At 60.7% G+C, this 21,989-nt stretch carries 17 protein-coding genes and 2 pseudogenes; 9 read left to right on the top strand and 10 right to left on the bottom strand.

The window, feature by feature from the left end; translation table 11 throughout:
- Window positions 1-79: 79 nt before the first annotated feature.
- The 3 genes from V5N12_RS16020 to V5N12_RS16010 all read left to right on the top strand — a co-directional run bounded on the left by V5N12_RS16020 (window position 80) and on the right by V5N12_RS16010 (window position 4,779).
- Window positions 80-631, top strand: coding sequence for a (2Fe-2S)-binding protein (locus tag V5N12_RS16020; protein WP_332900233.1), 552 nt, complete (start codon window positions 80-82; stop codon window positions 629-631).
- Entirely contained in the window at window positions 624-3,113 is a 2,490-nt protein-coding gene (locus V5N12_RS16015; RefSeq protein WP_332900232.1) for a xanthine dehydrogenase family protein molybdopterin-binding subunit, read from the top strand. Before V5N12_RS16020 ends, V5N12_RS16015 begins: the two co-directional genes overlap by 8 nt.
- Window positions 3,114-3,225: 112 nt before the next feature.
- Window positions 3,226-4,779 (top strand): class I adenylate-forming enzyme family protein, encoded by a 1,554-nt coding sequence (locus tag V5N12_RS16010; RefSeq protein WP_332900231.1) that lies wholly within the window; start codon window positions 3,226-3,228, stop codon window positions 4,777-4,779.
- Window positions 4,780-4,884: 105 nt separating this feature from the next.
- On the opposite strand, the gene V5N12_RS16005 is transcribed toward V5N12_RS16010, so the two are convergent.
- A complete protein-coding gene (locus V5N12_RS16005; protein WP_332900230.1) occupies window positions 4,885-6,492 on the bottom strand; it encodes a UbiD family decarboxylase in 1,608 nt (535 codons plus the stop codon).
- A 140-nt stretch (window positions 6,493-6,632) separates the two neighbouring features.
- On the opposite strand from V5N12_RS16005, the gene V5N12_RS16000 reads away from it, so the two are divergent.
- From V5N12_RS16000 to V5N12_RS15985, 4 genes are all read left to right on the top strand, one after another.
- Entirely contained in the window at window positions 6,633-7,244 is a 612-nt protein-coding gene (locus tag V5N12_RS16000; RefSeq protein WP_332900229.1) for a class I SAM-dependent methyltransferase, read from the top strand.
- A gap of 100 nt (window positions 7,245-7,344) precedes the next feature.
- Entirely contained in the window at window positions 7,345-7,857 is a 513-nt protein-coding gene (locus V5N12_RS15995; RefSeq protein WP_332900228.1) for a tripartite tricarboxylate transporter TctB family protein, read from the top strand.
- 149 nt (window positions 7,858-8,006) lie between these two features.
- Window positions 8,007-9,020 (top strand): Bug family tripartite tricarboxylate transporter substrate binding protein, encoded by a 1,014-nt coding sequence (locus tag V5N12_RS15990; protein ID WP_332900227.1) that lies wholly within the window; start codon window positions 8,007-8,009, stop codon window positions 9,018-9,020.
- Window positions 9,021-9,100: 80 nt separating this feature from the next.
- Entirely contained in the window at window positions 9,101-10,666 is a 1,566-nt protein-coding gene (locus tag V5N12_RS15985) for a tripartite tricarboxylate transporter permease (protein WP_332900226.1), read from the top strand.
- Between the two features lie 416 nt (window positions 10,667-11,082).
- Here V5N12_RS15985 and V5N12_RS15980 read toward each other — a convergent pair whose 3' ends face one another.
- From V5N12_RS15980 to V5N12_RS15970, 3 genes are all read right to left on the bottom strand, one after another.
- On the bottom strand, window positions 11,083-12,315 hold the full coding sequence (locus tag V5N12_RS15980; RefSeq protein WP_332900225.1) for an ABC transporter substrate-binding protein: 1,233 nt from the start codon (window positions 12,313-12,315) through the stop codon (window positions 11,083-11,085).
- A 72-nt stretch (window positions 12,316-12,387) separates the two neighbouring features.
- Window positions 12,388-13,578 (bottom strand): tyrosine-type recombinase/integrase, encoded by a 1,191-nt coding sequence (locus V5N12_RS15975; RefSeq protein WP_332900224.1) that lies wholly within the window; start codon window positions 13,576-13,578, stop codon window positions 12,388-12,390.
- Between the two features lie 302 nt (window positions 13,579-13,880).
- Window positions 13,881-14,519: a hypothetical protein gene (locus V5N12_RS15970; RefSeq protein ID WP_332900223.1), complete on the bottom strand. Its 639-nt coding sequence runs from the start codon at window positions 14,517-14,519 to the stop codon at window positions 13,881-13,883.
- 36 nt (window positions 14,520-14,555) lie between these two features.
- Between V5N12_RS15970 and V5N12_RS15965 the strand changes: the two genes are divergently transcribed.
- Complete coding sequence (locus tag V5N12_RS15965; RefSeq protein ID WP_332900222.1) at window positions 14,556-16,643, top strand: type B DNA-directed DNA polymerase; 2,088 nt, start codon at window positions 14,556-14,558, stop codon at window positions 16,641-16,643.
- A gap of 70 nt (window positions 16,644-16,713) precedes the next feature.
- Complete coding sequence (locus V5N12_RS15960) at window positions 16,714-16,908, top strand: AbrB/MazE/SpoVT family DNA-binding domain-containing protein (RefSeq protein ID WP_332900221.1); 195 nt, start codon at window positions 16,714-16,716, stop codon at window positions 16,906-16,908.
- A 25-nt stretch (window positions 16,909-16,933) separates the two neighbouring features.
- Here the strand turns inward: V5N12_RS15960 and V5N12_RS15950 are convergent.
- The 6 genes and pseudogenes from V5N12_RS15950 to V5N12_RS15925 all read right to left on the bottom strand — a co-directional run.
- Window positions 16,934-17,488, bottom strand: a pseudogene (locus V5N12_RS15950) (hypothetical protein); the annotation flags it as partial.
- Window positions 17,485-17,628 (bottom strand): hypothetical protein, encoded by a 144-nt coding sequence (locus tag V5N12_RS15945; RefSeq protein WP_332900218.1) that lies wholly within the window; start codon window positions 17,626-17,628, stop codon window positions 17,485-17,487. The gene V5N12_RS15945 and the pseudogene V5N12_RS15950, both read right to left, overlap by 4 nt.
- A 141-nt stretch (window positions 17,629-17,769) precedes the next feature.
- Entirely contained in the window at window positions 17,770-18,636 is an 867-nt protein-coding gene (locus V5N12_RS15940; protein ID WP_332900217.1) for an FAD binding domain-containing protein, read from the bottom strand.
- Window positions 18,636-21,005: a xanthine dehydrogenase family protein molybdopterin-binding subunit gene (locus V5N12_RS15935; RefSeq protein ID WP_332900216.1), complete on the bottom strand. Its 2,370-nt coding sequence runs from the start codon at window positions 21,003-21,005 to the stop codon at window positions 18,636-18,638. The genes V5N12_RS15940 and V5N12_RS15935 overlap by 1 nt, the downstream gene beginning before the upstream one ends.
- Window positions 21,002-21,475 (bottom strand): (2Fe-2S)-binding protein, encoded by a 474-nt coding sequence (locus V5N12_RS15930; RefSeq protein ID WP_332900215.1) that lies wholly within the window; start codon window positions 21,473-21,475, stop codon window positions 21,002-21,004. Before V5N12_RS15930 ends, V5N12_RS15935 begins: the two co-directional genes overlap by 4 nt.
- A 169-nt stretch (window positions 21,476-21,644) precedes the next feature.
- Window positions 21,645-21,870: pseudogene (locus V5N12_RS15925) on the bottom strand (transposase); the annotation flags it as partial.
- Window positions 21,871-21,989 lie beyond the last annotated feature (119 nt).

Here is a 21,989-nt window from a genome sequence, read left to right as displayed (position 1 = left end):
CCTGTTTCAGGGGCCAACACCCGATTTTTCACCGTCAGTAATGCTTAATAACCATGGTTCGGTACGTGAATACGTTTCAATGACAGCCGAGCAATACACCAGTACCGTCACCGTAACCGTGAACGGTGACGAGGAAACACACGAGGTTCCAGACCGGAAGCTCCTCGTCCACTTCCTCCGCGAGGACGCCGGCTGTACCGGCGTTCATCAGGGATGCGTCGTGGGGAAGTGCGGGGCGTGTACGGTCGTCGTGGACGGGACGCCGATGAAGTCCTGTATGATGTACAGCGCGCAAGCCAACGGGAAAGAAATCATGACCGCACGCGGGTTGGGGCCAAAAGCAGAGGAAGAAGGCGTCGCGCTCGAGGACGACGGCGACATGCTCCACCCGATTCAGAAGGGCTTCAAGGAGAATCACGGTCTCCAGTGTGGCTATTGTACGCCCGGCTTTGTGCTCTCTACCTACGGTCTCCTTTCAGAAAACGACTCACCCTCCGAAGCCGACATCGACGCTGCCGTCTCGGGGAACATCTGCCGCTGTACGGGCTACAACAGCATCGTAGACAGCATCGAATGGGCCGCAGAAGAACTGAAAGCCATCCGCGCCGATACGGGGGCGGCCGATGACTGACGACGCCCGGTCTGAAGACACCTGTTCTGACACCGCCAGAACCGACGGTGGTGCGGCGGCGGTCAAAGCCGTCGAAGCGGAGGAACAACCTGCGCGAGAAAAGAACGTCGGCCAGCCGCTAAAGCGAAAGGAGGACAACCGACTCACGACCGGTCGCGGGCGCTATATTGAGGACTTAGAACCCGTCCCGAATCTCCACTACATCGCCGTCCTGCGCTCGCCGCTCGCCCACGCGAACATTGAGAGTATCGACGCGAGCGCCGCGCTCGAACTGCCCGGTGTCAAGGCTGTCATCACCGGGCAGGACGTTGCAGCCCGCGTCAAACCGTTCCCGGCCGCCGTCCAGAATCCGTCTAACGCCTACTATCCGATTGCGGTGGACAAGGTTCGCTACTACGGCGAACCCGTCGCCGTCGTCGTCGCAGACGACCGTTACCGGGCACACGACGCGCTCGAACACATCCGCGTCTCCTACGACCGTCTCGACCCGATTCTCGACCCGGAGGAGGCCGTCGAAGACGACGCGCCGCAAGTTCACGAGGGCGGCAACGTCGCAAACCACCGCGTCCTCGAATACGGCAACGTTGAGGCGGAGTTCGACGCCGCAGACCACATCGTCGAAGAGCGATTCGAGTACCCGCGCACGGCGTACCCGCCGCTCGAAACCTACGGCGTCATCGCGGACTACGACGACGGACAGGACACGCTCGACATCTGGGCGAACTTTCAGGGGCCGTTCTCGCTGCATGCCGTGACGACGGCCGTGTTGCCCCTTCCCGAAAATCGCATCACCCTTCGCGTCCCCTCGGATCAAGGCGGCGGCTTCGGCGTGAAGTGTTCGCTCTATCCGTACATGGTGCTGCTCTCTGCGGTATCCATGGAAGCGGGCGTCCCCGTGAAGTGGGTCGAATCCCGCCAAGAGCACCTGCTCGCGAGTTCGATGCACGCAAACCGCGTCCAGTACCTCGAAGGCGCAGTTGACGACGACGGTAACATCCGCGCAATTCGCTTCCGGCAGTACGACGATTACGGTGGGTACGTCAGACCCCCAGAACCGGGGGCGACCTACCGCCCGATTGCGAATTGGCAGGGGCCGTACACCATGAACGCCCTCGGGGCGGAGCTTTTCGCCGTCAGGACGAACAAGTGTCCGACCGGCCCGAACCGCGGCTATGGCTGTCACCTGCACTACTTCGCGCTCGAAGGGCTGGTCGACCGGATGGCGGAGACCATCGACATGGACCCGGCCGAGTTGCGCCTTCGCAACTTCATCGAAGACGATGCGTTCCCGTTCGAGTCGCTCACTGGGGGCCTCTACGACAGCGGTCAGTACGAGAAGGCGATGCGGATGGGCCTCGAAGCCATCGACTACGAGAACCTCACGACCGAGAGCGACGACGAGGACACGCTCGTCGGCATCGGGATGGCCGCGGTGGTCGACCCACAAGCGTCGAACATGGGTTACCTCGATGTGGCGCTCCCAAAGGAGATGCGCAAAAACACCAAGTCAGGTGCCTTAGAGGCGATTACCGTCATCGTCGGTCCGGACGCGACGGTCAAGGTTGACCTCACCGACTCGCCACAGGGACAGGGGCACGAGACGACGGTGAGCCAAATCGTCGCCGACGAACTCGGCGTCCCGTTCGACGCGGTGAAGGTGAACACGGGTATCGACACGAGTGCAGACTCGTGGGCCATCTCCTCTGGCACCTACTCCTCGCGCTTCGGGACGATTGGCCACGCCGCCGTCGCGAAGGCCGCCGGACAAGTGCGCGACCAGATCCTGACCATCGGTGCACATCTGCTCGGCGTCTCTGAAGACCGCGTCGAACTCAGAGACGAAGCCGTCGTGAGCGACGAGGGCGACGCTGTCTCGCTTCGCCGCATCGCCGGGACGACCTACTGGGACCCACAGCAGTTGCCCGAGGGTGTCGAGCCGAAGCTGGCTGCACTCTCGGTCATGGGCATGAATCAGGCGACGGCCGTCACCGACGACGACAAGGTGAACTCCTCGATGACCTACGCCTTCGGCGCGCACTTCGCCGTTGTCGAAGTGAACAAACGAACCGGCGTCGTTAACATCAGAGACTACGTCACGGTCCACGACCCCGGCACCGTCGTGAACCCGCTCATCGTTCGCGGGCAAATCGAAGGCGGCACCTTCCACGGCTACGCGAGTACGTTCTACGAGTTCCACGAATACGACGAGACGGGCACGCTCCAGACAGACTCGCTCATGGACTACGCCATGCCGACCATCAAAGAGCGCCTGAAGATGCGTCACGAACACGTCGAGACGCCGTCGCCGTTCACCGAAATCGGGTCGAAAGGCACCGGCGAGGCGGGGACGCAGGCAACCGTGCCCGCGCTCTCGAACGCGGTGCGCAATGCGCTCATGCAGGCGGATGTCGACTTAGACACGCTGCCGATAACGCCAGACCGCGTCTGGGAACTCCTCCACCCGGCCGAGACGGACGACTGAACCGGGAGCTCACACGTTTTTCGACGCAATTTACCGCCATTATCGGTGGAAGAAACGGCTATCATGTGCCATGATAGAAAACTACATTATCTATCTCACAAGTTGAGTGAGTATGAACTGGGTAGTGAATCTGGAGAATCAGGTCCACGAGCGTGGTCGAAAGACCGCGGTCATCAGCGAGGGCGAGAGCTACACGTACAACGAACTCAACTGGCACGCCAATTCGTTCGCAAACTGGCTCAAATCCTTCGGCGGCAAGCGCGTGTGCATGTACGTCCCGAACACCCCAGAAGTCTATTTCGCTGCGTTCGGCGCGATGAAAGCCGGCGGCGCGCCCGCGCCGATAAACTACATGTTCGGTCGCAACATCATCGAATACGTCCTCGACGACGCCGACGCGGACGCAGTGATGACGTTCCCCGATGACGCAGAAATGGTCGCCTCAGCGGCCAAAGACGCCGGCGTCGAACACGTCGTCACCATCGGCGAATCAGAATACGGCACCATCACGCTCGACGAAATTCTCACTACCCACTCGAACTACACCGAGACGGTGCCCCAGCGCGACGACGACCTGTTCGGCCTCATGTACACGAGCGGGACGACCGGCAACCCGAAAGGCGTCTACAAATCCCACCGAAGCGTGTCGGTGCACACCAAGGCAATGCGACACATCTGGAAAATCACGTCAGACCAGACGTGGCTCTGTGCCGGGCCGTTGTACCACACCTCCGGGTTCGAGTCGTCGTCACTGCCCGTGCTCGCTGCCGGGGGCACCGTTGTCCTCCACAAGTGGGACATCGACCGCTTTCTCGCTGAAGTCGAACAGTACAAAGCCGACAGCGCGTACATCGCTGGGTCGATGCTCCTCGATATGCTGGAGTACGAAACCCCAGAGCGCTACGACGTGAGTTCGCTAAAGCAGGTGTTCGCGGGCGGTGCACCGATGGACGCCAAAGATTACGATACCGTAGAAGAGATGTACGACGTGCGCGTCTCAGAGCGCCTCGGCATGACCGAGGCGGGCATCATCCTCACCTACCCTGTCGGCAAAACCGGCGAGTTCTCTCCGCGCGACGAGGTTCCCGGGCGCGTGCCCGGGTCGTGTGGCAGGCCAGTCGTCCAAGAGGTGGACGTGCGCGTGGTCGATTTGAACACGGGCGAGGTCGTCGAGGTTGGCGAAGGCGAAATGCAGGTTCGCGGCGATACGCTGTTCGAGAAGTACATCAACAAACCCGAGAAGACCAAAGAGGCGTTCACCGAAGACGGCTGGTACCAGTCCGGCGACGTGGTTCGCGTCGACGAAGACGGCTACATCTTCCACCTCCGCCGGGCAGACAGCATGATCGTCACCGGCGGCGAAAACGTCTATCCGCGTGGCGTAGAGCGCGTCATCAGCAGCCATGACGCCGTCAAAGAGACCGCCGTGTTCCCGATTCCAGACGCCCACTGGGGCGAACGCGTCTGTGCGGCCGTCGTCCTCAAAGACGGTGCGTCGGTGACCGAAGCCGAACTCATCCAGTTTTGCAAACAGTCGGACGATATCTCCGATTTCGAAGCGCCAAAACAGATTTTCTTCCGCGACTCACTCCCGAAGACGCCGACGAAGTCCATCCGGCGACCCGACCTCACCGACGAGTACCGCGACGTGCCGTACGAGAACTAAGTTCGACGTCTCGATTCTTTTTCACCCATCTCAACCCACTCTCGCAGACCCACTGCTCAGCAACGCTGAGTGAAAACACAAGAAAAAATCGTCAGTGAGTCGCGCTTAGCGCCCGGTCTTCGACAGCAGTTCCGTCCAGCCGCGTTCGCGGTCTTCTTCTGCGTAGTCGAGCTGCTCGGAAGAGAACCAATCCGAGAGCGTGACGAGATCGATGGGATACTCCGGCCGGTCGAATGTCACGTCGAGTTCGCCGTACGGGACCGTCGCGTCGATGGCGAGGCCGCCTTCGAAGTTGGTGTTCGACTGCTTGACCTCGCCACGTGCTCCGGCGCGCTCGCTTGGCTGGAACGTCTGGCCTGCGCCGCCGGGAACCGGGTTGAGGAAGTCTTTTTGCGGGTTCGTCCGGGTCGTAATCGCCCACATCACGTCGTCCATCGAGTAGATGTCAATGTCCGTGTCAACGGCCACGGCTATCCGCATCCCACGGGAGGTGCCGAGTGCGGTCACCATGAAGTTGCGGTGGTAGCCTTCGTCCACCGGGTTCGACTTGTCCACCTGGAAGATGGCTCCGCCCCAGTCGGTCATCGCGTACGGGATGTTCACGTCGTGGATGATGCCGGGTTCGATTCTGTCAACCGTCTCGTAGAGCGCACCCTCGCGCACGGTCGTCTGGATGTTGTTCTCCTCTGCACTGTGGACGATGATTGGTTGGATGAGCGGTTTTGCGTCAAGGTCGCGGTGAGTGACGGCTTCAACGTGGAAGGTCGGAGCCTTGTACGCCCGTCCCATGTACCCGGCCCACTCGGGGTGGAACGGGTGTTTGCCCTGTTCTTCGGTCTCCTCTGACTCGTCGGTCTCCCAGCGGCGGTCTTTCGGCTTCAGGTAGCCTTCGATGGCGTACTCGGCGTTGGCGATGCTGTACGCGCCCTCGACCGTTGCCGCCTCAACCACTTCGATGGGTGCCTGCTGGATTCCGCCAGCGACGCCGAGTTCGTCACAGCCCTTCGGGAGCACGACGTAATCGAACCCAGACCCGGCCGCGAGCGTGGCTGCCGGCGGGATGCCGAAGTTCATCGTAATCGGAATCTTCGGATCGTCGCTGTCGTTGTAGTGTTCGGACATGACCATCCAGACGTGGCCGCCCGGTGCGGCTTGGAACGTCGAGACGTCGCCCCACCGGAAGTTCATGCGGTTGTAGCCAATGTGGCTGCCGCCGTCGAACCAGCCGCCGTAAATGACGCTCACGCCGGAGCCTGTGGTGAGTTCGTCTTCTTCTTCGGTGTGTCGAATTGGGACGATGATGTCGTCTACGTTGATGTCTTCGGTGACGACGGTTTCCTGTACCGGCGCTTCCTCTCGAGAGACCACTTTCGGCGGAATCGGGTTGCTGATTGCATCCGCGATTCGCTGGGTGCGGTCGCGCCGGTTTTCGAAGCCAAACAGGTTGTCGATGCGCTCGCGGTTTGCAAAGAGATTGACGACGAATCGCGCGTGATCCCACCCTTTGAGATTCTCGAACAGCAAGGTCGGGCCACCGTCCATCTTCTTTTGGATGCCCGCAATTTCGAGGTCGGGGTCGACCGGCGTTTCTGTCCTGAGTAGCTCACCGCGTTCGTGTAGCCCATCGATGGTCGTCCGGAGGCTCGCGACGTTGATGTCGCCAGGCCGGACTTCCTTTTCAGTACCCGTCGATAGTGGCTTGTAGTCCGCCATGCCAGATGCTTCGGAGAGATACATGATAAACTTGTGTATGTGTGTCTCACACAGGGATTCAGTTCGATCGCCGTCCGCGGAATCCGCGGTGCGTTTCCCCGCGCCGGTACGCCCATATTCCCCGAGCGGGATATGCACGTATGGGCCACCATGACGACGCGGCAGACCACGCACACGGGCATTCTCACGACCACGACCACGACTTCACCGACCGCATCGACCGGTTGAACGACCCGATTCAGTTTCGCTATCTCTCGGCTGAAGAACTCAGAGAGCTACTCGACCCCGCACCCGACTGGACGGTCGCTGACTTGGGGAGTGGAACCGGGCTCTTCACGGACGAACTCGCGCCAGTCGTCGACACGCTCTACGCGCTCGATACGAACGACGGGATGCACGAGGCATACCGCGAACGGGGTGTCCCCGAGAACGTCGACCTCGTGACTGAAGACGTTGCAGCCACGCCGTTTGCAGACGGCGAACTTGACGGAGCCATCTCATTGCGCACTTTCCACCACGGCGTCGCAGAAGCCCTTCCAGAACTCGCCCGCGTCCTGCGGCCGGGCGGGCGGTTCGTCGTGTTCGACTGGTCTGCGACGCGAGCCGGTGAGACTGAACGAGGCCCACCTGCCGACATGTGTTTCGACATCGCAACCGCACAATCGCTGTTACTCGACCACGGCTTTCGTATCCAACGCGCCAAGGAACGCCGCGAGACGTTCGTCGTGGTCGCAACGCGACGCGGTGACTGACCCTCCGAACTTTCATGCGACCGCCGTGTAAATCGAGAGCTGCGTTAACGAAGCACATATATACCTCATCTGAGTAGGTCTGGCATACCTCTCACGTATGATGACCGAGCAACGTAGCCTGCGAGTCGCCGTCAGACGCCATTCCCGAGCGATATTCTTACTCGCCCTTTCTCTGTACACCCTCTTTTTGATTTACACGTCGTTCTCCTACAGCCGCGAAGCGCGAATGTTCCCGCTCATCGCGAACGTTTTGCTCATTGGGTTGATTCTCGTAGAGGCGCTTTTCAATCGCTATGGAGACCGGCTTCACTTCCGGATTCACGGCGTGTTTTCCAAGACGAACGAGGGAGACGATGTCCTTTCGCGTGCAGCAGCAGAGCGCAACGTGCGCCGGGAAGTCGAGATGGTCGGCTGGATTGTCGGGTTCATCTTCGTCATCTGGTTGTTCGGCTTCCTCTCGTCGTTCTTGCTGGTTCCACTGTTCGTGTACGTCTACGAACGTGATCTTCGCATGGCAATTTACACCCTCATCGTCATCGTCGTCTTACTGAACACGTTCGTGTATGTGCTCTCTGCGCGGCTGTGGGACGGGGTCATTTTCGGCCTGTTGTAGGCTGTGTGACCCTCAGCTAAAACTCGGAACAGCGCGCTTCTCTACCGGTATTTCGTGGGTATTGGGCTTCCCTCACACGGTTTTCGGGAGCCAAAGAATTTATCTGTCACGACCCAAAGCTATAACACCTGCCCTATTAATGATGGGGTATGCGTCGAAGAAGCATGCTGAAGGGCATTGGAGCAGCCGCAACGCTCTCCCTTGCTGGTTGTACTGGTGGCAGCGGCGGCGAATACCCCTCGGATGACGTCGATCTCATCGTTCCATTCGACACTGGTGGCGGAATGGACCACATCGCTCGACTGAGCAAACCTTACTGGGAGGAGTACTTGCTCGGCGGCGAGCACAACTTAGTCATCAAAAACGTCACCGGTGGTGGTGGCACGGTCGGAACAGAACAGGCCTACAGCGCGAACGCAGACGGCTACACGTTGTTGACCAACGACTCGTTTCAGCTCATCCCGCACGAAATCGGGCGCGACCCCGGTTTCTCCGTTCAGGACATGAGCTACCTCGGCGTGATCTCCCAAGACCCGATTGGCCTGACGGGCTCTACGGATTTAGAGATAGAGAGTTTCCAAGACTTAGTCGACCAAATCGACGATCTCACCTTCGCCACGCAAGGGAAGGGGTCGGTCGGACACTTACACCCCATCGTCATCGGTGAGTTGACGGGTGCGTTCAGCCAAGACGAAATCAACTTCATTCACTACGAAGGCGTTGGCGCGGGCATCACGGGCATGGAGCGCGGCGAAGCCGACCTCGCGGCGTTCACCGCCACGTCCGGACACAACGTCGCACTCGGCTACGACACGGTCGACTTGCTGTTCGTCTGGGCGGACGCCGCGCTGCGCGACCGGATTTCGAGCGGCCAGATTTTCGCTTCAGAAATCGACGCCGACGGGATTGACAGAATCATGGACGTTTCGCTGTTCCCACGGTTCTACGCCGGACCGCCGGGCATGGACGAGGATGTCTTGAGCACCCTCCGTGATGCCTTCGAACAGGTGATAGCTGACGACGAATTCATGGCCGACGCAGAGGAGGCAAACCGGGTCATCGTCGACCCGGCGGGTCACGAACGCATCGAGGAGATTGTCGGAAACCAGTTCGAACTCATGTCCCAAGAGCCGTTCAAAGGAATCATCGAGGAAATGTTCTAATCGACGATGGTGCACAGTGCTCTGAACAACGCCCCTCGCCTCGTTCGCTTCGAGCCGGGCGATAACCCAACTGCGACACCATGATGGACGCACTCTCACCGGTCGTAACCGCCGTTGGCCAAGACTTCTGTTCGAGCCTCGTGTTAGCCGCGGCTGATGGCGACCTGGTTGACGTTGCGCTGACGGCGCTCGATACGGTTCTCACGCCGATTGGTATCGTGTTAATCGTCCTTGGTGCGGTACTGGGGCTGGTGATGGGTGCGATTCCGGGGCTTGGTGGCCCTGTTGCGATTGCTCTGCTCATCCCGCTCACGTTCCATCTTAGAACCGAAGATGCGTTCATCATCATGGCCGCGACGCTCGGTGGCGTTGCCTTTGGGGGGTCTGTCACGGCGATTCTCCTCAATATCCCGGGCGACGCGCCAAACGCGGCGACGCTGCTCGACGGCTACCCGCTCGCAAAGCAGGGTCGTGGCGGCGAGGCAGTCACCGCAAGCGCACTGAGCTCTGCAACCGGGGCGACGATTGGGATTATCTTGTTCGTTATCCTCATCCCGTTCGTCCGGCCGATTGTGCTCTCGTTTTGGTCACCGGAACTGTTCTGGCTTGCGGTGTTTGGGCTCGCAGTGCTCGCCACCGTCACGAGAGGCTCCATCCTCAGCGATTTGATTGCCGGGGCGTTCGGCCTCGTGTTGGCCTTCCACGGCCTGAACGCGGTCACCGGCAGCGCCCGATTCACCTGGGGGACGACGTACCTGCTCGACGGCTTTACGCTCATCCCCGTGATTATCGGCCTGTTCGCCGTCGCAGAGATGATTAAACTAGTGAGCGAAGGCCGGAAGATTGCAGAGGATGGGAGCGTCCACGGCGGCGTCGTAGACGGGGTTAAATCCGTCTTCAACAGCAAATGGACCGTCATCCGTGGTTCGATTATCGGCTGGTTCATCGGTGTCGTTCCCGGCGTTGGTGGGACGGTGGCGAACTTTGTCGCCTACTACCAAGAGGTGCAGTGGTCTAACGACCCAGATTCGTTCGGGAAGGGGAACATCAAGGGCGTGATTGCCAGCGAAGCTGCGAACGACGCGAAAGACGGCGGCACGATGCTTCCGACGCTCGCGCTTGGCATTCCGGGGTCGGCTTCGACCGCCGTGTTACTCGGTGCGTTCTTGGTTCACGGGATTCAACCCGGGCCGATGCTGTTTGACCAGCACGTAGACCTCATCTTCATCATCCTGTTTTCCCTCCTGTTTTCGAACTTTGTCACGTCTACGATTGGCGTGTTGCTGGCCAACCGGTTGGTCCGGGTGACCCAAACGCCGACGGTCGTTCTTGCCCCAGTTGTGTTGTTCATCTCCTTCGTCGGGGCATTCATGTTTAGGAACAACTTCGGGGACATCGCCATCGCCGGTGCGTTCGGCGTGCTGGGCTACCTGATGATAAAGTTCGGTATGTCCCGGATTATTCTCATCATCGCGCTCATTCTGGGGCCGGTCGCTGAGGCGAACTTCCACCGGTCGCTGCAGTACTCACAGGGCGATTTCGCCATCTTCTACTCCCGACCGATTTCGGCTGTGATCATTGTACTGACCGTCGTTATTCTGCTCCTGCCGGTGCTCCAGGCCCAGTTCAGAGAGCGACTCTCCTGACTGTCTGCCTGGGCAGCAATTTTCCTCGTACTGGTTCACTTCTCGCCGGTTTCGAGCACTATCTTGGATGGTTTGGATAGTTTGTACTAAATCCAGAAATCTAAATATTTACTGTCTAAAATATGTGTTTTCTCAGCCAGTAATATTCTATTCCCCAAGAAATACCAGACTCAACCTATGGGGGGTGCAAATACTATCTGCGAGAAAATGATTATTTTCTGCCACAAATTTAGTTTGTATGATTTTGACGATATGTGAAAAGATAGTTTGGATGGTTTGTATAGATTGGCTAGTTTTGCTCTTACGACCGGATTTGACAGTTTTTCGAGATTGGTTAGATTGGGCTGGCATTCTGGTTGGGCAAGTGCCCGATTCTTTGCTAGCACTGCCGAGCTGCGCTTCCGCCACTTGGGTGATTAAAACTCGCCGTTCACGATTGCTGCAACACGAGTCCGGTCGAACAACCATTCGTCTTCGGGGATGTCCGGGTAGTGGTCGCCATCTTCGTAGCGGGGCCACTCGCCAAACAGGTCGGGATAGAGCTGTTTTGCGCCCATCTCGATTTGGAACAGGTTCATGAGCGGGCCTTGATACCGCATTCCGGCGGCGAACACGCGGTCGTTCTTCACAGCCGAAAGCTGACTGCCCACAGAGTGGTCTTCGAGCGTCTTTCGCGTCTTCTGCATGCTGTAGCTCGGCGTCATCCCCCAGAGGTGGAGGATGATGTCCGGGTCGGCTTCGAGCATCGCTTCGTAATCAACGGTGCCCCAGAGTCCGCCCCAATCCTCGTCCGCGAAGGCGTCGTTCGCGCCCAGCGGACGGGTGTCTGCGAGCCAGTAGCCCGGCTTGTTGAGGTGGTACGTGTAGAACTTCTCGCCGTCTGCAGCGAGTGTCGCACGAACGACCGTCGGGCGCTCTGCTTTCGGTGGCAGCGCGTCTTGGATGGTAGAGACGAGGTCCGTGTGCACCGTAGCGAGCGCTTCGTAGCGCGCTTGCTCTTGGAATACGGCCGCGACCTTCCCGAACAGTTCCCAGAGGGTGTAGTAGTCGTAGTTTTCGTATCCCTTCGGCGGCGCGCCGTTGGTTCCGCTGTAGAAGTTCCCGAACCACGGTGCCAATTGGTCGCTGATTTCCTCGACGTCGGATTTCGACCAGTTGCTCTGGGTCGAGGCCCACGCTGGGTCAGCAAAGTGGACGTCGCTGTCGAGTTCGTACAGTTTCTCTTTCGAAAAGCTTGCCATGAGGGGGTCATAGAGGCCCTCCCAATCGAACGACACCCCGTCTAAGTGGTGGGTGTAGTGGTTGAGCGTCGTCCCGAACATCTCGGGGACGTACACCGAATTCACTGCGTCGCCGTGCCCGAGGGCGACTGCCATATCTGCGTACTGCGAGAAGACGGTGAACACCGACTCTGGCACGGCGTCGAACGTCACGTCTCCCATCGGTGACATCGATACCGTGTACGGTCCTTCTGTGCTTTCGGTGGTCGAGCCGTCTTGTGATTCGGTCGTCTGACCGCCCGTTTCCGTTCTTTGCCCGTCTGCATCGTTCGTGCCCGTACAGCCCGCGAGCAGGCCACCAGCGATGAGCGCACCGCCACCTTTGAGATACCGCCGCCGGGTCGGATTCGATTGCGACTTACCGTCCATACTTTTAGGCGACCCTAAATCCTTAAGGGCATTTCGATATTTAGGTGGGCCTAAAAACTGATGTGCTGTGGGTTATTCGGCCTCTCTATCCACGTCATCGAGCACGCCACCGACCTGTTCTGCGAGGTCGCTCGCCTCGATGTGGGCGTACGCCCGAGCCGTCGTCTCCGGGGATTTGTGCCTGAGCGCACGCTGGGCGGCCGCGGGGCTGTGGGCCCGATACAGCGTCTCACCCAGGCCGCGGCGCGCACCGTGGAGCGTCAGGTAGTCGCGGTCACCAGCGACCTCGAACTCAGCCTCGTCACAGAGCCGTTTCATGATGGCGCGGGCTCCCGTCGTTGTCACCGACGGCGGGACGAGTTCGTACGCGCGAATCACCGCTTCTGTGTCGGCTCCAGAGAGAATTTCATCGATTTCATTGTCCACATATCCTGCTGCCCGAAGCCCATCTCGTGCCGTCGAATAGAGCGTCGGCGCGCTTCGCGTCGGAAACACTGGCCACTCGGGAGTTGGCGGAGCGAGCAGTTCGCGGTACCGACGCAGGGGTTCACACGCTTGTGGCGGCAGCTGTACCGGCTCGCGCTCTTGGGATTTTCCGAGAACGACCAATATCCCCTCGTCGAGATCAACGTCTGCCCACGTCAATCCAGTACGCCGACTGTCGCCGGGTGCGTTGAACACTTCTGCGCCCCGAACTCCGGAGTAGGCAAGGAGGGCGACGAGCGCCCGGTCACGTGTTTCTTCGGTTGCGTCGAACCCCTGTTCATCGATGGCGTCGTGGGCTCGCTTATTAACGAAGGCCATGATTTTACGGCGTTCTGTCGGCGACCAGAACTGTTCTGGCTGGGTTTTCCGACCCGCCGATTTGTCGGGTAATTCCTCTTCTGCACGGCGTTTTGCCGCGGGGTTGTCCGCGATGAGTTCTTCGCGCACGCACCAGGTCAAGAACGCCCGGACGACGGCGTAGTAGTTGTGCGCGGTCGAGGCCACGATGGCATCGGCACGAACCCGCTGGGTCAGGTATCGCGCGTACTCGCGCATCGAGCGGACGTCTAACTCGTCGAATGTATCCACTCCACGCGTTTCGAGCCAGTCAATCCACAGGCCAACGACTCGTTCTGCGTTGCGCTGGTAGTTACCCGATCCGGTTTCTCCCTTGCTCTTGCTCGCAAGGAATGGTGGAAGCGCGTCTTGGAGCCGTGTCCCCCCGGAGTTGCGCGTCGAGGTTCGGGGTGGAGAATCATCGTCCGTTGGATTGGGCATGGCGTTGGACGCACAGACGGCAGCAGGGTACAAAATTCTGGTGTTGATTATTGGGTTAGTCAACACCGATGTTTTTTGACCTGGTGGTGTGAAAAATCGCCATACTGCGACTGATTCTCCGTTATATAAACTCTATATCGCTATATGGAACTGGGTGGTGGTTCTAACCACCGTCTCCTAGGATTGGCCAGTTTATCTGCCCAGCGTGCAACAGACCAGCGTGTTGGCCCAAACCTGCATAGATGGGGTTGTACCATCGGAAGTTACGCTCGGTCTTTCTTGACGAGGGTAAGGTAATTGACTCATCCCCTGCCACCGGCCAGGTTTGACGCTTCTGGGAGTACCCGGAGATAGAGCATAGCTGCGGTGCCGATAGCGGGGCCCATTGCCAAAGGGGCGAACGCCCATTGCCATCCTAAATACCCCTCAAAAACTGGAACCAGCTGAATGGAGACCGTGGTGATAATATATCCAATCGCAGTTTGCAAGGTGAGAGCCGTCCCGACGTAGTTGTCCTCCGCGAGTTCGGAGACACAGGCGGAGAACTGTGCGGAGTCGGCGACAATCACGAAGCCCCAGACCAGACAGAACGGGGCCAGGATGACTAGTGGTTCGCCGAAGACGAACCCAGCAGCGAGACAGGAGAGGCCGCTACTGACCATGCATGCGCTAGTAACGGTCGTCTGCCCCACGCGGTCTGCGACACTGCCCGCGAACAAGGCACCCACACCTCCGATGGCGTTCGTCCCGAAAGCAAGCAACGATGTTGCGGTGGTACCCTCCGCTCCTCCGTTCGCATGCAAACTCGCTGCGAGTTCGTCGAGGCGGGCTTCGTCACCCGCAGAAAGCGTATGCTCGTCTTTCGGCGGTGGCCCCCAGATAGCGTTCGAGACCTGCCCCCATCCTATCGAGGTCGCCCTCGATGTAGACACGTCGGTCATCGGCTTGGCGCGACCAATCAGGCTTCGGGCGGAGAAGTGTCTGGTAGACGAGCGGGACAGCACTCTCGGCCATCGCTCACCGACAAGGGTGCGACGTACGAACGCGATGAGTCGTTCACGCCCACCATCTACGTTTCAGTGCACGGGGATGGCGCTCTCTCGGACTGTGCGACCGTGCTTCGTGACCATCCCGCGGTATCGCACGTCCGAGAGGTGAGTGAACGGATTAGCTTTCGCCACGACCCCGAATCCGTCCTCGAAGTTGGCGTCATCACACTCGATGCGATCACGACCCTCGCCCACACGATTAGCGCGTGGGGGTCGCCGGGGACGTATCGCCTCTACAACGTGGATTTCTCGCGGGAGTATCGCTACTGCCTCGAAAACGATATCATGCCACTCCCTGAGCGCGAGCTTCGCGTGCTTTCACTCGCCACACCCGAATCAAACCTCAACCGGGGGCGTATCACGACGCTCGAACTCGATGATGAGGTCGTAGAAGGCACACCCGCAGAGATTCTGGACGCTCTCTCTGCTCGCCTCACCGAATACGACCCGGACGTGTTCTTACTCTCGACGAGCGAACTCGTTCCCGCACTCTACGAGCAGGCACGACAGGTTGGCAACGAGGAGTTCCAACTCGGGCGGCTTCCCGGCTTCGAGCAACTCGCGGGGAAATCGACGTACACGAGCTACGGTCGCGTGGGGCATTCGCCTGCTCGCTACAATCTGCCGGGTCGGGTCATCATCGACCGGAGTAACACGTTCATGTGGAATCAGACGAATCTCGCTGGCTGTCTCGACCTCGTGAAGCGTTCGGGGAAACCACTCCAAGAACTCGCGTGGGCGTCGATTGGGAACATCTTGACGGCAATCGAAATCAAGGAAGCCCGTCGTCGAGGCGTCCTCATCCCGTGGCATTCGTGGCGACACGAGCAGTTCAAAACGATGGGCCAACTCCACGAAGCCGACCGTGGTGGGTTCACGTTCGCGCCCAAAGTGGGCCTCCACGAGAACGTACACGAGCTCGATTTCTCCTCGCTGTATCCGAACATCATCGTGACGCGAAACGTGAGTCCCGAAAAGATTCGGTGTACGTGTCACGCTGGCCGCGAAGACGTGCCCGGGCTTGGCTATTGCATCTGTGACGAGCGCGGGTATCTCCCGGACGTGCTCGAACCAATCATTGCAGACCGTGATGCGTACAAGCGCGAACTCGCAGAGACAGACGACTCAGAGCGACAAGCGGTGCTCGAAGGCCGGTCGAACGCACTCAAGTGGATTCTCGTCTCGTCGTTCGGGTATCAGGGCTTTTCGAACGCGAAATTCGGGCGTATCGAGTGCCACGAAGCAATCAACGCCTTTGCACGGCAGATTCTCCTCGATGCGAAGGACGTGTTCGAGGCGAATGGATGGAAGGTCGTCCACGGCATCGTGGACAGCCTGTGGGTGACCGCTGTGGAGGGCGAAGAACAGACGCCGCTCAATGAACTCGCGAACGAAATCACCGAGCAGGTTGGGATTCGCTTGGAGTACGAGGCGGCCTACGACTGGATTTCGTTCGTGCCCATGCGGTCGAGCAACGCGGGAGCGCTCACGAAGTACTTCGGGAAGAAGGAGAATGGCGAGTACAAGTACCGAGGGATTGAGGTTCGCCAGCGGAGTACGCCCCCGTTCGTGAAAAAAGCGCAGAAAGATCTGATTGAGATGCTTGACACACACCGGTCGCCCGAGGTAGTGTGTGACCGACTTCAGTTGTGGTTGCAGAAACTCAGGACGGGGAACGTCGAGCTGTCCGACCTCGTTATCACGAATCGCGTCTCGAAGTCGTTGGATGAATATTCACAATCGACGCGGAACGTGGCCGCATTGGAGCGGGCGTCGAAGCTGGGGCGGCTCCGTGGCCCTGGTCAGAAAGTCCAGTACGTCGTGGTCGATGATTCACTGCGGGATATTGACCGGGTTGCCCTTGCGAGTGAACGTCCGAGTGAGTACGACGTCGAGTTCTACTGTGATCTCTTACTTCGGGCGGCGGAGAGTGTGATTTCACCGCTCGGGTGGCGACAGTCGAGGATTTCGTCGTATATCTCAGGACGAGTGGATGCGTCGCTCAGTGCGTATTGACTACGACATGGAGCGGGGTACATCCCTATATCGGGGGAAATCCGTAGTCTTACCCACTACATATCGAGATATGTCTGATGCAACGCTGGATGGGCGTGGTCGACTGAGGCTCCCAAAAGAGATCCGTGAACGCGACGGCGATTATTATCACATCGTCCAGATCCACGACGGCATCAAGTTGGTTCCAATCGCCGAAAATCCACTCGATGCCCTTCGTGCTGAATTCACTGCTGTCGCGAACACGACAGACGAACGTCTCAGGTGACCGAACCACGGCAACGTTCCACGACTTCGATGACATCGAACTCGAGGCCCGTCTGCATCAGCGAGAACATATCCTCGATATCGTCCACCCGACCGGCAACCGCTTTGAACAGGAAGATGTCTTCTGGACTCACGAGCTCGACCACGAGATTTCCCGGGTCGAGATAGCGTTCGCGCCTGAAAACTCGCTTCGCTCGTCTTCCGTGCTCCCACTCGTTTCACTCGCGGGAACTCCGCTCACGAATGCCTGGAGACAGAATCAGTTTGCCAATCACCTGCTGGTTGAAGATGTCGATACGACACCCGTCATCGTTCTCGAGGATGCGCTGGGCACTGAGTTCTTCGTACTCTTCGCCCGGTTCCCGGACGATATCGTATCTTAGTTCAAGGAGCACCGCTTGTAACTGGCTCAGATCGTCGCCGGAGGAGACGATGAGGTCGATGTCTTTGGTCGTCTCTTTGAGTCCACGAAACGCCATCGACCCACCGCCAATCAAGAAGACAGTGAGTGGGTTGTCCAACTGCTGGCCAATGCGCTCGAGTTCCGACCGGATGTATGCGATATCGAATCGCGCCCTCATAGCGCCACCTCGTACTCGTCAGCCAGTTCTTGGAAGTCCTCCCACTCGGGAAGTCGGGCCGTCCGCTGGGCACCGCTGGTGTCGAGATACGTGCAGAGATCGTCGCTGACGAGGTCGACGTCTTCCGCGGTGGTGTTCATACCACGCACTCTCTCGCCAACCAGTATCCAATACGTGGTTGACGGCACGCCTTGCCGTCCGATACGCGGGCTCTCGACCAAAATATCGGTGCGTCCCGGGGCGAACCTGGGACGCGCTGGCCGGCGGTGCGTTCCCGACCGTCACTCCGCTCGCTCGACGGCGTCCGCCAACACCCGCTCGGTGTACACCCCCAGCAGGTGCGCGCGGAATTCGCTCGAGGCCTGCGGGTCCGAGTGCAGGTCATCGGCGTCGACGGCCGCCTTTGCCACGTCACCGGCGGTCGTGAGCAGTTCGTCGTCCATCGGTTCGTCCTCGAGGACGTCCTCGACGTCCTCCAGGCGGAATGGACAGTCGGTGATACCCGTGGCGGCGACGCGCGCCTCCCTGACGGTGTCGCCGTCCAGCCGCACGCTCGCGGCAACCCCCACCAGCGCGTATCCCGAGAGGGGGTTGCGGTACTTGTGGTACGCGCTCCCGGCGTCACCGTCGACGGGCAGTTCGAGGCGGGTCACGACCTCCCGTTCGCCGACGGACGTCTCGAAGGAGCCGTCGAAGAGGTCCGTGGCGGGGATTTCGCGCTCGCCGTCCGGGCCCTGGACGACGAGGCTGCCGTCCAGCGCCAGCACCGCCGCAGGCGGGTCCGAGCGCGGGTCGCCGTGTGCGAGGTTGCCGCCGACGGTGCCGGCGTTGCGCACCTGCAGGTCGCCGACCTCGCCCGCGGCGTCCAAGAGCGCGGCCGCGTGGTCCGCGACGGTCTTCGAGTCGGCGACCTCGGCGTGCGTCGCGAGTGCGCCAACCGAGAGCGCACCGTCGCTGGCCTCGATTGCGGACAAGCCGTCGAGGTTCCCGATGTCGACGAGTGCGGGCGGCGACTCGTCGCCGGTCTTCATGCGCGTCAGGATGCCCTGTGCACCCGCGAGCAGTTCGCTGCCGTCGTGCTCGCCGAGCAGTTCGATTGCGTCCTCGACGCTGTCGGCGCGGTAGTAGTCGAAGTTCTCGGTGTACATCACTTCGCACCTCCGATTGCGCGCCAGACTTTCTCAGGAGTTACCGGCATGTCGAGGTGGTCGACGCCGAACGGCTCCAGCGCGTCCGTCACTGCCGCCACCATCGTCGGCGTTCCGGCGATGGTCGCGGACTCGCCGACGCCCTTCACGCCGATGGGGTTGTGCGGGCTGGGCGTGACGGTGTTGTCCGTCTCGAAGTCCGGTAACTGGGTCGCGTGCGGCACGGCGTACTCGTCCATGCGCCGCGTCTCCAGCTTGCCGTCGTCGTCGTAGGACGCGCCCTCGAACAGCGCCGCGCCGATGCCCTGCGCGATGCCGCCGTGGACCTGCCCCTCGACGACCATCGGGTTGATGATTTCGCCGCAGTCGTCGACTCCGACGTACTGCTGGATGTCTATTTCGCCCGTGTCCGGGTCGACTTCCACCACGGCGACGTGCGTCCCGAACGGGAATGTGAAGTTCGCCGGGTCGTAGAAGTTCGTCACTTCCAGCCCGGGGTCCATGTCCTCTGGCATGTCATGGCCGAGGTACGCCTGGTGGGCGACCCCCTGGATGTGCATCGATCGGTCTGGCGCGCCCGCGACGTGGAACTCGCCGTCGTCGAACTCGATGTCGTCGACGCTGGCCTCGAGTTGGTGGGCGGCGATGCGGCGCGCCTTCTCGCGGACCTCGCGGGCGCCGCGCGCGACGGCGCCGCCGCCGACCGACGCGCTCCGACTGCCGTACGTCCCCATTCCCTGTGGGATGCGGTCGGTGTCGCCCTCCACGACCTCGATGTCGTCCATCGAGACGCCGAGTTCCTCGGCGGCAATCTGGGCGTACGTCGTGCGGTGGCCCTGTCCCTGGTCGGCCGTTCCGACAAACAGCGTGACCGTGCCCGTGGAGTCGAAGCGCACGATTGCGCTCTCCCAGCCGCCGGCCTGCGAGCCGAGGTTGCCCGCGGCCTCCGACGGCGACAGGCCCGCGGACTCCACGAAGTTCGCGACGCCGATGCCGATGTACCGGCCCTCCTCGCGGAGCTCTGCCTGTCGCTCCCTGAGTGCCTGGTAGTCGACGTGGTCGAGCGCGGTGTCCATGCCGCGCTCGTACTCGCCGCTGTCGTAGACCAGCGCTACCGCGGACTCGTAGGGGAAGTCCTCGGGCGGTACGAGGTTCTGCTTCCGGAGTTCGACGGGGTCCATGTCGAGTTCACGCGCCGCGACGTCCATCGCACGCTCAATCACGTAGATGCCTTCCGCGCGGCCCGCGCCGCGGTAGGCGTCCACGGGGGTCGTGTTCGTGAACGCACCGACGACGCGACTGTGGATGGCCGGAATCGTGTACTGGCCCGAGAGTACCGTCGTGTAGAGGTACGACGGCGTCGCGGAGCCGAACTGCGAGAGGTGCGCGCCGAGGCCGGCGTACGTCTCCACGCGGAGCCCGCGCACCGTGCCGTCTTCGTCCACGGCGATTTCGGCGGTGGTGTCGTGGTCGCGGCCGTGGCAGTCCGTCTTGTAGCTCTCCGAGCGGGTCGCCTGCCACTTCACGGGGCGCTCGACCTGCATCGACGCCCACCCAGTGACGGCCTCGTCCGGGTAGTGGTAGATCTTGCTCCCGAAGCCGCCACCGACCTCCGGTGCGATGACCTGGAGTTTGTTCTCCGGGATGCCCAGCGTCGCCGCCGCCATCAGCATCCGGTGGAGGTGGGGGTTCTGGCTGGTCATCCAGATTCGCATCTCCTCGGTGGTCGCGTCCCAGTCGGCGACCGCAGCCCGCGGCTCCATCGCGTTCGGAATGATGCGTGGCAGGCGGAGGTCGACACTGGCGGTGTGGTCGGCGTCCGCGAACGCCTCGTTGACGGCGTCGGCGTCGCCGAGTTCGAAGTCGAAGCCGACGTTGTTCTCGGCCGCCTCGTGGACCTCCGGCACATCGCGCTCGACGGCCTCGCGTGGGTTTGTGGCGTGGTCGAGTTTCTCGTACTCGACCTCGATGCGCTCGACGGCGTCCCTGGCGACGTGGCGCGTCTCCGCGACGACCGCCGCGACGCCGTCGCCCTCGTGGCGCACCTTGTCGACCGCGAGCATCCGGTATTGCGGTTGGACGAGGTTCGGCAAATCCCAGGCCGTCGGGATGGCGTTCGGGACGCCGCTGTCCTCGACGTCCTGGCCTGTGAATACGGCGACGACGCCGTCCATCGCCTCGGCGGCGCTGGTGTCGACGTCGACGATGCGGGCGTGCGCATGGTCCGACCGCCGCACAGCGAGGTGAGTCATTCCCTCGAGTTCGATGTCGTCCGTGTATTCGCCCTCGCCTTTCAGCAGCGGGACGTCCTCGCGGCGCGCGACCGGCGACCCGAAGATGCGCTCGGCGGTGTCCTCCGCGTCGCTCATTTCAGGTCACCCAGTTGGGCGGCTGTCGCCTCGATGGCGTCAACGATGTTGTGGTAGCCTGTACACCGACAGAGGTTTCCCTCGATGGCGTCCCGAATCTCCTCGCGGGACGGGTCGTCGGCGTCCGCGAGGAACGTGTCCGCGGTCATCAGCATGCCCGGCGTGCAGTACCCACACTGCAGGCCGTGGTGCTTCTGGAACTGCTCCTGGATGGGGGCAAGGTCGCCGTCGTCGTCCAGGCCCTCGACCGTCTCGATGGTCGCGCCGTCGGCCTGCACTGCCAACCGCGTGCAGGACTTGATGGCGTCCCCATCTTCGCGGATGGTGCAGGCACCACAACGGCCCGTCTCGCAGCCGACGTTGGCTCCCTTGTAGCCGAGTTCCTCGCGCAGCGCCGTCACGAGTAACGTTCGCGGCTCTACAGTCAGTTCATGTCGTTGCTCGTTTACTGTCAGTGTGATGTCTGGCATTGCTGTGTTCCTCCACCCCAGTCGCGTCGGCGATGGGAGTGGCTCGTCATGGCGTCAGTACCACGTTGGCATATACCATGGACCTATCAATCAAAAAGATTCGGGAACTTCGTTCGGTCGCGTTACGGCAGAGGATGAGGCGGACGATTTCAGGGTGTCTATGCGAGAATCCGAAATTCTTCGACGTCGTGGCGGCATGCATCACTTGTTCAGCTTATAGCCACTCTTGAGTTCCCACCTACAGCCGTACTCGGTGCGGTGTCCGCTCCCCCGATTCGTCATGAACACCGAGTACTGCCGGTGATCGTTATGCTCGGAATTTCTTTCCGGCGATAGATCACCGTCGTCTCCTGCTACTTGTTCTTCCCGAGGTGGAGCTTCCGGTCAGTCTCAACTCCCACTCTCGCTCGCTCCACGGTTCGGTCAACGATTCCCGGCCGGGACGCGTCGCACGGGAACGCACTGTGAGACATCTCATAGGTCCGGAACGAGCACGCGTGGGCGGGTTCGGCGA

It is taken from the genome of Haladaptatus sp. CMSO5, assembly GCF_036689885.1.
GTDB lineage: Archaea > Halobacteriota > Halobacteria > Halobacteriales > Halococcaceae > QDMS2.
The sequence above is the reverse complement of the archived record's forward strand: the minus strand, read 5'-3'. Positions and strand labels throughout refer to the sequence as shown.